Source organism: Streptomyces malaysiensis subsp. samsunensis, assembly GCF_024519315.1.
In the GTDB taxonomy this organism is placed as follows: Bacteria; Actinomycetota; Actinomycetes; order Streptomycetales; family Streptomycetaceae; genus Streptomyces; species Streptomyces malaysiensis.
Genome location: NZ_JANIIC010000045.1, coordinates 51771 through 64721, shown reverse-complemented (window position 1 = coordinate 64721; position 12951 = coordinate 51771). Strand labels below are relative to the sequence as shown.

Here is a 12951-nt window from a genome sequence, read left to right as displayed (position 1 = left end):
AGAGAGCGTTCGTCCCTCCCCCTCCAGGGTTCTGACGCCCCGTTGTGCAACTTTCGCGTTAACTGATCATGAGTCCCCCGTAGTTATCTGGTCACACAGGGGAAACCAGGGACCGGGGAGCCGCAATGACCACCGACGAGTCGAACACCCTCGTATTCATCTATGACCGTGAGGGGACTAGTCAGACTGACCGACTGCTCGCCCGTATCGCCGTCTGCCGTGCCTACTCGGCCGAAATGAGTTGGGGCGTCGCAGGTCAGTGGATTGATCGCGGTGATGCCGCAATGGGTGAGCGTCGGCCGTTCTGGCAGGGCATGGTCGCGGCAATGAAGCACGAAGGCCAAGGGCGACGACTTGTATGCCTGGTGGCGACCTGGAACCGAATCGCATACGACCCGATCGTCAGTGCTCGTCTGCGGCGGCTCGTCAGCAACATCGGGGGGACTTGCCTGGCTGTTCAAGACGCCGCGGCCCCGCCGCCGACTCGTTCTCAAGACGCAGCTCTGCGGCAACTCCATGCGAGCGGCGAGCAGATCGGGCCCGGGACGACGCTGGTTCGCCATGACGGGCCGACGTCGTGACGTGGTACCCCAGTCGGGATCTTGACCGTCTGCCACAGGGCGCCGTCGCGGTACCTGACGGAGCCGTCGAGGTCGGTCACCAGGGCTCCCATAAAAAGCCCCTGCTTGTCGGGCGCTGGAAAGTCAGGCAGGCAGGAAGCGGTCCGGTGGAGGTCGGCACCCAGCCCGGACCGCGGCCCCGCTCTAAATCCCGGTGCCGTTCGGCGGGATGAGGGGCGGAGGCCGAACACAGATATCCCCGCCCCAGTCGTGTGCTTGGAGGCTGACGACCGGGACGAGGGCAGCGCACCACTCACAGAGAAGAGGTACGCGCATGAGCTACGGTACAGCTCTGCTCGTCGACGACGACCGCGCAGGCGTCGTCCAGACCGTCATGGACAACAACCCGGATATGGCCGAGGAAATGGCCGGCCGTATCGTCGACGAGGCAACGAAGTTCGTGATCGCTGCCTCGTGTTCGCCCGGGAAGAACCTGACCCCGTCGCGAGTCGTCGACGAGGGATGGCACGCGCTCATCCTGCATACGTACCTGTACTCCAGCCTGTGCGCTCGCCGGGGCGGGTACGTTCACCACTCGCCCGGGTACAACCCGCGGAACTACGACCCCGCCATCTTGGAGAGGACGAAGACCCGGATCGGAGAGTTGGGCTTCTCCGTCGACTCCGAGCTATGGGGTCCGCCGGGCTCGGATCCGGTCGGCGTGGCGGCCAAGTGCCAGCACACGGAGGAGTGCGCCATTATGCCCATGCCTCCGGACCCCGGTCCCACGGATTGATGAAGCTCGGAGGTTCGCCCTTGAGCGGGCCGTCGACGGCAGTAGCGTCCCCCGAAGGAGGTTCAATATGCGAACGGACTGGACCGACCCTCGGTATCGCACCGTCGTGATGACGCTTCGAGGGCTCCGAGAATGCACCGGTCGACCGGTGAAGGGGTTCCTTGTCCTCAAGCGTGGCGACGGCCAGGCTCAGGACAAGAGGAGCTAGCACAGCCAATCGCCCCGTCCGTGCGCCTACCGCCGTGGCGCCGGGCGGGGCTTTTTCATGCCCGGGCTGTTAGACCCCTGGTCGGTAGCGCAGCGGATGATCTGCGGGAACCTCGACGATAACAATTTTGAGTCCGTCCGGATCCGCGATCCACATCTCCACCAGCCCCCACGGCTCCTTCTTCGGTGGCCGCAGCACCTCCACCCGCCGCGCGGTGAGCTCCTTGTGCGCCGCCGCCACGTCCGTCACCTGGAGCCACAGCTGGAGGCCCGGGGCGGGCGGGGTCTCGGAGCGGCCCGAGACCTCCAGGAAGCCCCCGCCGAGGAAGTAGACCGTGCCGCGCTCGGGGCCCGTCCCGAACTCCCGGTAGATCTCCAGGCCCAGGGCCTCGCCGTAGAACGCCCGGGAGCGCTCGGGGTCCATCGGCCGCAGCAGGACGCGGCTGCTCAGTACGTGAACCATGTCCGCGACCATACGCAACCCGGCCGGTTCGGGGCGGGTTAAGGTCTGTTTGCCGCCACCGATCGCCGAAGGGACCCTGCCGACACCATGGACACCGCGGACGCCACCGTACGAGCCACCGCCCCGCTCACCTTCCGCCCGGCCACCGAGGCCGATGTGGCGGGGCTGGTGGAGCTGATCGAGTCGGCCTATCGAGGGGACGCCAGCCGCGCCGGATGGACCACGGAGGCCGACATCCTGGACGGGCAGCGCACCGACCCGGAGGGCGTCGCGGCCGTGGTGCGGGGCGAGAGCAGCCGGATGGTGATCGTCGAGCGGGACGGTGAGCTGGTCGCCTGCTGCCAGCTCGAGCACCGCGACGACCACGCCTACTTCGGCATGTTCGCGGTCCGGCCCACGCTCCAGGGCGGGGGCCTGGGCAAGGTGATCCTCGCCGAGGCCGAGCGGTTCGCGCGGGCGGAGTGGGGGGTGACGGAGATGCGTATGACGGTGATCTCCGCCCGTGAGGAGCTGATCGCCTGGTACGAGCGGCGCGGCTACGCCCGTACCGGCCGGATGACCCCGTTCCCGTACGGCGATGAGCGCTTCGGCGTGCCGCGCCGCGCCGACCTCGAGTTCGAGCTGCTGATCAAGCCCCTCGGCTGAGGGCCTCCGGGCACCCGGCTGAGCGCCTCCGAGCGCCGCCGCGCCGCCTGCGCCGTACGGGTGAAGGCGGCCCGCGCGGGCGTCACGCCGTGAAGCGTGCCGCCCGCCGGATCTCCGGGAAGTCGGTCGTGGCGCCGTCCAGGCGGAGGCCGCGGACCAGCTTCAGATGGTCGGGGGTGTTCACGGTCCAGCCGATGACCCTGAGGTCGGCGGCGTGCGCCCGTTCCACCAGCTCCAGGGTGAGCCTGCGGACATTGAGCACCAGCATCCCGGCGCTGACGGCGTGTGCCCGGTCGATCACATCGAGGCCGTAGCGGCTGGCCACGAGCGCGGTGCGGGCGGTCGGGAGCAGAGTGCGGATCTCGGCGAGCGCCTCGTCGTGGAAGGACAGGATGTCCACCCGGTCCAGCAGATCGCGGCGGTCCAGCACCCCGGCCAGCGCCCGGGCGGCCGCCGTGTCCTTGATCTCGGCCTGAAGGGGCGCCTTCACGGCGTCCACGACCTCCTCGAAGACCGGGATCCGCTCACCCTGCCCGGCGTCCAGCTCACGCAGCTCGGCGAGGGTGAAGTCGCTGATCGGGCCCTTGCCGTCGGTGGTGCGGTCGACATCCGCGTCGTGCATCACCACGAGCGCGCCGTCCTTGCTCAGGTGCAGGTCCAGTTCGATGACGTCCATGCCCTCGTGCTCGGCGCGGACAAAGGAGCGCAGGGTGTTCTCCGGCTCGACACCCATCACTCCGCGGTGTCCGATGGTGAGAAATGTCAACGCTGTCTCGCTCTTCTGACGGCCCTCGACGGCCTTCGCCGGGTCGTCTTCGTCGGGTCGGGGGAGGCAGTGGGAAGGCGGAATCATCGGCTCGCGGCGGACGGGCCGCCCGGACCGGCGCACACCATACCGGCCGATCATGACGGGAGAGTTCAAGCCGGGCCGTGGCATGAGCCGAGCCGATGGGGGCAGGAAAAACTGCGGTGGTGCGGGTGTGACGCAGGACGATTTCCCGTACCGTCGCTTGAGCGAGGGAGTGTCCATAGATACGGTGGCCATACGCGAGTTTCTTCGGTGAAGGAGTGGTCATGACGGAAATCTTTTCGTCCGTGATAGCTGAAGGTGGCGTTCTGTCCGCAGAGCGTGTGGTCGAACATCCGGCCTGGCCGATCCTCAAAGACGCTGTCGAAACGTTTCGCCCGTGGCAGTCCAAGGACGGTTCCATCGACTTCGACGCCGAGGGCGCACCCACCCGGGAGACCGCCGCGGCGACCGTCGCCCGGGTGATCGAGGCCGTCGAGGCGCTCGCCCCGCTGCTTCCGCACGACGCCGACTACCACCGGGCGGCCATCGCGGATCTGCGCCGCTGGACCGAGGAGGGCTTCGGCGTCCCCGACTTCCTCGACTCGCTGCTCGCCTTCCAGCCCGCCCGTACGCGCGCCGACGGCCTCCAGCACCTCGTGGTCTTCCCCATGTACACGCAGAACGGCAACCCGGACCGCAACCTGGAGGCCGTGGTGCTGCGCATGGTCTGGCCGGACTGGCTGGCCGAGCTGGAGCGCGCCCGCTATGACAATCCGCTCTACTGCGGCCTGGCCTTCGAGGACTTCACCTCCGGCTACGACACCAACTCCGCGGTGCTCTTCCCGGAGACCATCGCCGTCCGCGAGGCCCCCGAGCGGTTCACCTGGGGCGGTATCTTCTGCGACCGCGAGGCGGCCCGCTTCCGCCGGGTCAGCGAGGCCGCCGTCCGGGCCCTGGGGCTGGAACTCCCCGACGACATCCGGGACATGCTGGCCGACCAGCGCCGCTGCCAGGAGGCGTTCGCCCTGTGGGACATGGTCCACGACCGCACCCACAGCCATGGCGACCTGCCGTTCGACCCCTTCATGATCAAGCAGCGGCAGCCGTTCTGGATGTACGGGCTGGAGGAGCTGCGCTGCGACCTCACCGCCTTCAAGGAGGCCGTGCGGCTGGAGGGCGAGGGCGTGGCGCAGGGCCGTGACGTCCAGTACGCGGTGATCTTCGACCGGATGTTCCGGTTCCCCGTCACCGGCGCCCGGGTCCGTAACTACGACGGGCTCGGCGGCCAGTTGCTCTTCGCCTACCTCCACCAGCACGACGTCGTACGCTGGACGGACAACACCCTGCACATCGACTGGTCCCGCGCCTCGCAGGTCACCAACCAGCTGTGCGGCGAGATCGAGAAGCTGTACCGCGACGGTATCGACCGGCCCAAGCTGGTCCACTGGTTCAAGGCGTACGAGCTGGTGTCGACCTACCTCGCACCGCACCCCGGCTCGGTCTGGGCCAAGGGCCCCGAAGCCCTCGACCTGACCCAGCCGCCGCGCAAGCTCGTCGACGACGTGCTCCCCGACGAGTTTCCGCTGAGCATGTTCTACGAGGCGCTTGCGAAGAAGCTGCGTGACGTGGTCGCCTCCACCAAGGGGATCACGGCCGGCAGCGACGTACCGGCGGCGGCATGAGCCCCGCGGCGGCGCACGGCGCCCGAGCGGGGAAGGACGAGGAGGCAGCGAGCATGACCACACCGACATCGAGCCCCAGCCCGAACGAGCCGGGCGAGCGGCCGCTGGACGGTGCGGTGGTGGCGGTGGCCGGCGCGGCCGGCCCCGCGGGCCGGGCCACGCTGCTCCGCCTCGCCGAGGCCGGCGCCACCGTCGTGGCCTCCGACTACGACCCGGCGCGGCTGGCCGAGGCAGTGGACGCGGCGCGCTACGCCCACGGCGGCGCCAGCGTCACCGGTGAGACGGTCGACCTGCTCGACCTCGACGCCGCCCGCTCCTGGGCCGACCGCACCGAGAAGGAGTTCGGCCGGGTCGACGGGCTGATCCACCTGGTCGGCGGCTGGCGCGGCAGCAAGACCTTCGCCGACGCCCCGCTCGCCGACTGGGACACCCTGCACAATCTGCTGATCCGGACCGCCCAGCACACCTCCCTCGCCTTCCACGACGCCCTGCTGCGCAGCGGCAAGGGCCGCTATGTGCTGATCAGCGCGGCGGGCGCGTCCCGGCCCACCGCGGGCAACGCCGCGTACGCCGCCGCCAAGGCCGCCGCCGAGGCATGGACGCTCGCGCTCGCCGACTCCTTCCGCAAACTGGGGGGCGAAGGCGGACCGTCGGCGGCCGCTGCCATCCTGGTGGTGAAGGCGCTGGTGCACGACGCCATGCGGGCGGAGCGCCCCAACGCGAAGTTCGCGGGCTTCACGGATGTCAAGGAGCTGGCCGAGGCCATCACCGGACTCTGGGACCGGCCCGCCCGGGAAGTGAACGGAACCCGCCAGTGGCTGACCCCCAAGCCGTGAGGACCGACGCCCGCCGCCACCACGATCCCGAGGTACGCGGCTTCGCCAGCGACAACTACGCCGGCGTCCACCCGGAGATCCTCGCCGCGCTCGCCCTCGCCAACGAAGGCCATCAGGTCTCCTACGGCGAGGACGACTACACCGCGCATCTCCAGTTCGTCATGCGCAGCCACTTCGGCCCGCACGCGCAGGCGTTCCCGGTCTTCAACGGAACCGGGTCCAACGTCGTCGCGCTCCAGGCCCTCACCGACCGCTGGGGCGCGGTCATCTGCGCCGAGAGCGCCCATATCAACGTCGACGAGTGCGGGGCGCCCGAGCGCGTCGGCGGGCTGAAGCTGCTCACCGTCCCCACCGAGGACGGCAAGCTCACCCCCGAGCTCATCGACCGCCAGGCGTGGGGCTGGGACGATGAGCACCGGGCGATGCCGCAGGTCGTCTCGATCGCCCAGAACACCGAGCTCGGCACCGTCTACACGGTGGACGAGATCCGCGCCATCTGTGACCACGCCCATGAGCGCGGGATGAAGGTCCACCTCGACGGCGCCCGGATAGCCAACGCGGCCGCGGCGCTGGACGTGCCGATGCGCGCGTTCACCAACGCGGCGGGCGTCGACATCGTGTCCTTCGGCGGCACCAAGAACGGAATGCTCTTCGGCGAGGCCGTCGTCGTCCTCGATCCGGACGCGGTGGGCGCCATGAAGCATCTGCGCAAGCTGTCCATGCAGCTGGCGTCCAAGATGCGGTTCATCTCCGTCCAGCTGGAGGCGCTGCTCGCCCGCGACCTGTGGCTGCGCAGCGCCCGCCACGCCAACACCATGGCCCGGCGGCTGGCCGACGGCGTGCGCTCGGTGGACGGAGTGAAGATCCTCCACCCGGTCCAGGCCAACGCGGTCTTCGCCCGCCTCCCGCACGAGGTGAGCGAACGCCTCCAGAAGCGCTACCGCTTCTATTTCTGGGACGAGACCGCGGGCGATGTGCGCTGGATGTGCTCCTTCGACACCACGGAGGAGGACGTGGACGGCTTCATCACCGCCCTCAAGGAGGAGATGGGCCGCTAGCCCCTGTCCGGAAATACGCGCGCCGGGCGGGCCGCCGGGGCCCGCCCGTGAGTCTCCGCGTCACCGGCGGATCGGCCGTGAGTTTGCGTCACCGGCGGATCGGGCGCCGGTCCGGCCACCGGCCTACCGGCGCCGGTCCAGGGCCACGGCCTCGGCCGGGGTGGGGGCGGTGCCGCCCAGATGGGCCGGGACCCACCAGGTGTCCTCCGGGCCCTTGGGCCGCACCGGATACGCCCGCTGCGCCGCTTCCAGCAGGTCCTGCACCCGGGTGCGCAGCCGCTCGGTCAGGGTGTCCGAGGGCTCGGTCGGGTCGGCCTCCATCGGCTCGCCGACCCGCATCGTGATCGGGAAATGGTGGCGGCCCAGCGCCCGCTTGTGGCCCTTGGTCCACAGCCGCTGTGTGCCCCACAGAGCCATCGGCAGCAGCGGGACCCCCGCCTCCTGCGCCAGCCGGGCCGCGCCCGACTTGAAGTTCTTGAGGGTGAAGGACTGCGAGATCGTCGCCTCCGGGAAGACGCCGACGATCTCGCCGGAGCGCAGCGACTTCAGGGCGTGCCTGTACGCGTCCATGCCCGCCGCGCGGTCCACCGGAATGTGCTTCATCGCGCGCATCAGCGGCCCGGAGACCTTGTGCCGGAAGACCGACTCCTTCGCCATGAACCGCACCAGCCGCTTCGCCGGACGGGTGGTCAGCCCGCAGAAGACGAAGTCGAGATAGCCGATGTGGTTGCTCACCAGAACCGCGCCGCCCCGCTCCGGGACGTTCTCGGTGCCCTTGATGTCGAAGCGCAGATCGAGCGCCTTGAACATGGTGCGGGCGACGCCGATCACCGGGGGGTAGACGAGCTCTGCCATTGAGGACCCTTCATCCGTATGCCCTTGGGAGGGTTCTCCCGGCGGAAGTTACGCGGCCGTAGGTTTCCGGCTTCTGGCAGATGGTGCCCGATGTCATCCCTTTGTGCTACCGGGCGGCGCCTCCCGGCCGGGAGATCCTCATCACGTCGGAGGGCCGGCGGGGAATCTCCGGGGCGTCCAGGACGCTGCACGAGGGAGGCCCGACCGGGAGGAGACAGGTGCGAGACGGCGACGGGAGCCGGCGGCTGGGCGCCGCCGAGCTGGACGCGGAGCTGGGCGAGCGGGCGACGCTGGTCCAGTTCTCCAGCGCATTCTGCCAGCCCTGCCGGGCCACCCGGCGGACGCTGTCCGAAGTGGCCGCGATGGTGGCCGGCGTGGCGCATATCGAGATCGACGCCGAGTCCCGGCTGGAGCTCGTTCGGGCGCTGGGCATCGCCCGTACCCCCACCGTGCTGGTGCTCGACGCCGCCGGGCGGATCGTACGGCGGGCCTCCGGGCAGCCGCGCCGAGCCGATGTGATCGCCGCTCTGGGTGAAGCCGTGTGAGCTACCGAGCCCGGCCCCACTTGACGGTCCGCACCCGGCGTGGCCAGGGTGAACGTCATGCTGCCTGGACTGCTTCTCTACGGATGTGCGCACATGGACCTGGTGCGGGTCGCGGGCGCGCGGTGTCCGGGCGGGTGAGTGAACGACGACAAGCACCGCCCCCGCCCGTACCCTCCGGCAGAAGGACGACCCCATGACGGCAACGCATGACCTCGGCACGTCCCCGATCGCGACGACCGACATCTTCCGCTCCGTCTTCCGCCGGCACGCCTCCGGCGTCGCTGTGATCACCGCCCGGGGCAGCCGCCCCGTAGGCTTCACCGCCACCTCCCTCTCCTCCGTCGCCGCCGAGCCGCCGCTGCTCTCCTTCGGAGTGGGCACCGACTCCTCGAGCTGGCCGGTGCTCTCCGAGAGCGAGTACGTCGGCGTCCACATCCTGGGCGAGCACCAGCGGGAGCTGGCCGCGACCTTCGCGCGCAGCGGTGCCGACCGCTTCGGACCTGCCACCCGCTGGCACTCGGGACCGGAGGGCGTACCGGTGCTCGACGGGGTGCTGGCGTGGCTGGTGTGCCGGCTGGTGGCCCGGATACCGGCCGGGGACCACCGGGTGCTGATCGGCGAGGTGACCACCGGTACCGCGGCCGGGGCGGGCCGTCCGCTGCTCTACCACCAGGGCCGCTTCAACACGCTCCGGGACTGAGCCGCGCCCGCCCGCCGGCGCGCACTCCCGCCGCTGATCGGCCCGTACTCCCGCGGCTGATCGCGGCCGTTGGCAAGGTCACAGTTCAAGCGGCTTGCATCCGGGGAATGAGCTGGGTGTACTGACGAGTAATATTTCGCTGCGGTGCATGGGCCGCCCCGGCAGGAAACCGCCCGCGGTACCGCCCGGGTCCCGCCCCCCGAAGGCGCCTATGCTGCCAGCAACAAGGCAGCTCGGTAGAGACGATGCAGTAGGAGAGCCGGCGTGAGCTTGAGGATCGTTGTCTGTGTTAAGTACGTGCCCGACGCCACCGGCGACCGGCACTTCGCCGAAGACCTGACCGTCGATCGCGACGATGTGGACGGCCTGCTCTCGGAGCTGGACGAGTACGCGGTCGAGCAGGCTCTCCAGATCGCCGATGAGGCCGACGACGCCGAGATCACCGTGCTGACCGTCGGTCCGGAGGACGCCAAGGACGCGCTGCGCAAGGCGCTGTCGATGGGTGCGGACAAGGCCGTGCACGTCGAGGACGACGATCTGCACGGCACCGATGCGCTGGGCACCTCGCTGGTGCTGGCCAAGGCCATCGAGAAGACCGGCTATGACCTGGTGGTCTGCGGGATGGCCTCCACCGACGGCACCATGGGTGTGCTCCCGGCGATGCTGGCGGAGCGCCTGGGCGTCCCGCAGGTGTCGCTGCTGGCGGAGGTGTCGGTCGAGGACGGCACCGTGAAGGGGCGCCGTGACGGGGACACCGCGACCGAGCAGCTGGAGGCGCGGCTGCCGGCGGTGGTGTCGGTGACCGACCAGTCCGGTGAGGCCCGTTACCCGTCGTTCAAGGGCATCATGGCGGCGAAGAAGAAGCCGGTGGAGTCCTGGGACCTCGAGGACCTGGAGATCGAGTCGGACGAGGTCGGTCTCGAGGGCGCCTGGTCCGCCGTGGACGGTGCCACCGAGCGTCCGGCCCGCACCGCAGGCACGATCGTCAAGGACGAGGGCGAGGGCGGCAAGCAGCTCGCCGCCTTTCTCGCGGAGCGCAAATTCATCTGACGCTGCCTCGCGGGTCAGAAGTTCATGTGAGCCGCGTCGCCCCTACCCCAGATCTTTCGCATGTCGCAGGAGAGCGATTCCCATGGCTGAAGTCCTTGTTTACGTCGACCACGTGGACGGCGCCGTCCGCAAGCCCACCCTGGAGCTGCTGACCCTGGCCCGCCGCGTCGGCGAGCCCGTCGCCGTCGCCCTCGGCTCCGGTGCCGCCGACACCGCTGCGGCCCTCGCCGAGCACGGCGCGGTGAAGGTCCTGACCCATGACGCGTCCGAGTACGCCGACTACCTGGTGGTCCCGAAGGTGGACGCGCTCCAGGCCGCGTACGAGGCCGTGTCCCCGGCCGCCGTGCTGTTCCCGTCCTCCACGGAGGGCAAGGAGATCGCGGCCCGGCTCGCGGTCCGCATCGGCTCGGGCATCATCACCGACGCCGTGGACCTGGAGGCCGGCGTGGAGGGCCCGGTGGCCACGCAGTCGGTGTTCGCCGCCGCCTTCACCACCAAGTCCCGGGTCTCCAAGGGCACTCCGGTGATCACGGTCAAGCCGAACTCGGCCGCCGTGGAGGCCGCTCCGGCCGCGGGCGCGGTCGAGGCGCTGAGCGTGTCCTTCTCCGACAAGGCGACCGGTACGAAGGTCGTCTCCCGTGCGGCGCGCGAGTCGACGGGCCGCCCGGAGCTGACCGAGGCCGCGATCGTGGTCTCCGGCGGCCGTGGGGTGGGCGGCGCGGAGAACTTCCCCGTCGTCGAGGCCCTCGCCGACTCCCTCGGCGCGGCCGTCGGTGCCTCGCGTGCCGCGGTGGACGCGGGCTGGTACCCGCACACCAACCAGGTCGGCCAGACCGGCAAGACCGTCTCGCCGCAGCTCTACATCGCGGCGGGCATCTCGGGCGCGATCCAGCACCGGGCCGGTATGCAGACCTCGAAGACCATCGTGGCCGTCAACAAGGACTCCGAGGCCCCGATCTTCGACCTGGTCGACTACGGCGTGGTGGGCGACCTCTTCGAGGTCGTCCCGCAGCTCACCGAGGAGGTCAAGGCCCGCAAGGGCTGATCCCCCGCGGTCCCCGCAAGGCGTTTCCACGGGGCCCCGTACGCGATGCGCGTACGGGGCCCCGTGTCTGCCGAGGGGGTGTTGACCTGCCGTTGAGCGTCCGGATAACTTCGCGTTCCGGATTGTCGTTTCCATAACGCGGAATGTGGGCGGGGATACCGGAAGGGCGGAGGAGCGGACATGGAACCTGAGCCCCAGGAGACGGTGCGGACCAGCCTGCCCGGTGCCGTACGGGCGTCCATCGCCGACTCCCTCGCCGCCGTGGACGCCGAGCTCGCCCGCCGCTACCCCGGCGACCCGGGCACCCGTCAGCCCGTCCACACCGCCTACGTCCCCGCCGACCTCCTCACCGCCGGTACGGTGCGCGACTGGGGCGACCAGGCGCTGGCGGCCCTCGACCGGCACGCCCCCGACGCCGCCTCCTTCGCCGCCGTCCTCGGCCTCCCCGACGACCTCGCCGGACCCGTCCACACCCGGGTGCGGGCCAAGCTGGAGCGCGAGCCCGTGGAGGACCTGCGCATCGACTTCGAGGACGGCTACGGCCCCCGCCCCGACGCCGAGGAGGACGCAGCGGCCGCCCGCGCCGCCTCGCTCGTCGCGGCCGCCTCCGCGGCGGGCACCGCGCCGCCCTATGCGGGCATCCGGATGAAGTGCATGGAGGCCGCCGTACGCGACCGCGGCATCCGCACCCTCGACATCTTCCTCACCGGACTGATGGCCGCCGGAGGACTGCCGGACGGCCTCGTGCTCACCCTCCCCAAGGTGACGTACGCCGAGCAGGTCACCGCGATGGCCCGGCTGTGCGAGGAGTTCGAGAAGGCCCACGGGCTCGCCCCGGGCCGCATCGGCTTCGAGATGCAGATCGAGACCACCCAGGCCATCCTCGGCCCCGACGGCCGCGCCACCGTCGCCCGGATGATCGACGCAGCCGAGGGGCGCGCCACCGGGCTGCACTACGGCACCTTCGACTACAGCGCCGCCTGTGGGGTCGGCGCCGCCCACCAGTCCATGGACCACCCCGCCGCCGACCACGCCAAGGCGGTGATGCAGGTCGCCGCCGCCGGCACCGGCGTACGGCTCTCCGACGGCTCGACCAACGTCCTGCCGGTCGGCCCCACCGAGCGGGTGCACGACGCCTGGCGGCTCCACCACCGCCTGGTCCGGCGGTCGTTGGCGCGCGCGTACTACCAGGGCTGGGACATGCACCCCGGCCATCTCCCCACCCGCTACGCCGCCGTCTACGCGTTCTACCGCGAGGGTCTGGAGGCCGCGGCGGAACGGCTCGCCGCGTATGCGGCCCGTACGGCCGGAGGCACCGGCATCGCCGACGAACCGGCCACCGCCAAGGCGCTCAGCGGCCATCTGGTGCGCGGGCTGGACTGCGGGGCCCTCGACGGCGCCGAGGTCGAGCGGCTGACGGGCCTGGGCCGCGCGGAACTCGACGCGCTGGCGGGGCGGGCTCCGGCCGCGTCCTGACGGAGGAGGCGGCCGGGGCGCCGGAATCCATGGTTCGGCGGGAGCCCGCCGAACCATGAGCGCCCGCCGGTTCGCGTGGATCCGGTTCGCGTGGATCCGTGGGAACCGGCGATCCGTGGAATCGGTGATCCGTAGCAGCCCGTGGATCCGCCGGGGCCCACACCTCCGCCCGGCCCGCCGGGCCCGCTGATCCGCTTGGCCATATCCGCTCACCCGCATGTGTCACCCGGGATGCGGCCCCGC

General features: G+C 70.6%; 14 protein-coding genes. 11 read left to right on the top strand and 3 right to left on the bottom strand.

The features are described 5' to 3' along the window. Positions 1 to 125 precede the first annotated feature (125 nt). Positions 126 to 581, top strand: coding sequence for a hypothetical protein (locus NQU54_RS31895; protein ID WP_257634047.1), 456 nt, complete (start codon positions 126 to 128; stop codon positions 579 to 581). Positions 582 to 894: 313 nt separating this feature from the next. Continuing rightward, positions 895 to 1356 (top strand): glycine-rich domain-containing protein, encoded by a 462-nt coding sequence (locus NQU54_RS31890; RefSeq protein ID WP_257634046.1) that lies wholly within the window; start codon positions 895 to 897, stop codon positions 1354 to 1356. A 277-nt stretch (positions 1357 to 1633) separates the two neighbouring features. Here the strand turns inward: NQU54_RS31890 and NQU54_RS31885 are convergent, their stop codons facing one another. Continuing rightward, on the bottom strand, positions 1634 to 2026 hold the full coding sequence (locus NQU54_RS31885) for a VOC family protein (protein ID WP_257634045.1): 393 nt from the start codon (positions 2024 to 2026) through the stop codon (positions 1634 to 1636). A gap of 87 nt (positions 2027 to 2113) precedes the next feature. Here NQU54_RS31885 and NQU54_RS31880 point away from each other — a divergent pair, with 87 nt between their 5' ends. Continuing rightward, entirely contained in the window at positions 2114 to 2671 is a 558-nt protein-coding gene (locus tag NQU54_RS31880) for a GNAT family N-acetyltransferase (protein ID WP_167500316.1), read from the top strand. Between the two features lie 82 nt (positions 2672 to 2753). On the opposite strand, the gene NQU54_RS31875 is transcribed toward NQU54_RS31880, so the two are convergent. Next, positions 2754 to 3437, bottom strand: coding sequence for a glycerophosphodiester phosphodiesterase (locus NQU54_RS31875; RefSeq protein ID WP_069871505.1), 684 nt, complete (start codon positions 3435 to 3437; stop codon positions 2754 to 2756). Between the two features lie 308 nt (positions 3438 to 3745). On the opposite strand from NQU54_RS31875, the gene NQU54_RS31870 reads away from it, so the two are divergent. Genes NQU54_RS31870 through NQU54_RS31860 form a run of 3 tightly spaced genes read left to right on the top strand, consistent with a single transcriptional unit; the run spans position 3746 to position 7037 of the window. Beyond that, entirely contained in the window at positions 3746 to 5143 is a 1398-nt protein-coding gene (locus NQU54_RS31870; RefSeq protein WP_257634044.1) for a DUF6421 family protein, read from the top strand. Between the two features lie 53 nt (positions 5144 to 5196). After that, positions 5197 to 5979, top strand: coding sequence for an SDR family NAD(P)-dependent oxidoreductase (locus tag NQU54_RS31865; protein ID WP_087684161.1), 783 nt, complete (start codon positions 5197 to 5199; stop codon positions 5977 to 5979). Next, positions 5976 to 7037: a threonine aldolase family protein gene (locus tag NQU54_RS31860; RefSeq protein ID WP_257634075.1), complete on the top strand. Its 1062-nt coding sequence runs from the start codon at positions 5976 to 5978 to the stop codon at positions 7035 to 7037. Before NQU54_RS31865 ends, NQU54_RS31860 begins: the two co-directional genes overlap by 4 nt. Positions 7038 to 7160: 123 nt before the next feature. On the opposite strand, the gene NQU54_RS31855 is transcribed toward NQU54_RS31860, so the two are convergent. After that, positions 7161 to 7892: a lysophospholipid acyltransferase family protein gene (locus NQU54_RS31855; protein ID WP_257634043.1), complete on the bottom strand. Its 732-nt coding sequence runs from the start codon at positions 7890 to 7892 to the stop codon at positions 7161 to 7163. A gap of 185 nt (positions 7893 to 8077) precedes the next feature. On the opposite strand from NQU54_RS31855, the gene NQU54_RS31850 reads away from it, so the two are divergent. The 5 genes from NQU54_RS31850 (at position 8078) to NQU54_RS31830 (ending at position 12708) form a co-directional block, all read left to right on the top strand. Further along, positions 8078 to 8437 (top strand): TlpA family protein disulfide reductase, encoded by a 360-nt coding sequence (locus NQU54_RS31850; protein WP_208973403.1) that lies wholly within the window; start codon positions 8078 to 8080, stop codon positions 8435 to 8437. A gap of 193 nt (positions 8438 to 8630) precedes the next feature. Beyond that, entirely contained in the window at positions 8631 to 9137 is a 507-nt protein-coding gene (locus NQU54_RS31845; RefSeq protein ID WP_257634042.1) for a flavin reductase family protein, read from the top strand. A 264-nt stretch (positions 9138 to 9401) separates the two neighbouring features. Next, on the top strand, positions 9402 to 10187 hold the full coding sequence (locus tag NQU54_RS31840) for an electron transfer flavoprotein subunit beta/FixA family protein (protein WP_257634041.1): 786 nt from the start codon (positions 9402 to 9404) through the stop codon (positions 10185 to 10187). A gap of 82 nt (positions 10188 to 10269) precedes the next feature. After that, positions 10270 to 11232: an electron transfer flavoprotein subunit alpha/FixB family protein gene (locus NQU54_RS31835; RefSeq protein WP_257634040.1), complete on the top strand. Its 963-nt coding sequence runs from the start codon at positions 10270 to 10272 to the stop codon at positions 11230 to 11232. A 180-nt stretch (positions 11233 to 11412) separates the two neighbouring features. Then, complete coding sequence (locus NQU54_RS31830; RefSeq protein WP_257634039.1) at positions 11413 to 12708, top strand: DUF6986 family protein; 1296 nt, start codon at positions 11413 to 11415, stop codon at positions 12706 to 12708. Positions 12709 to 12951 lie beyond the last annotated feature (243 nt).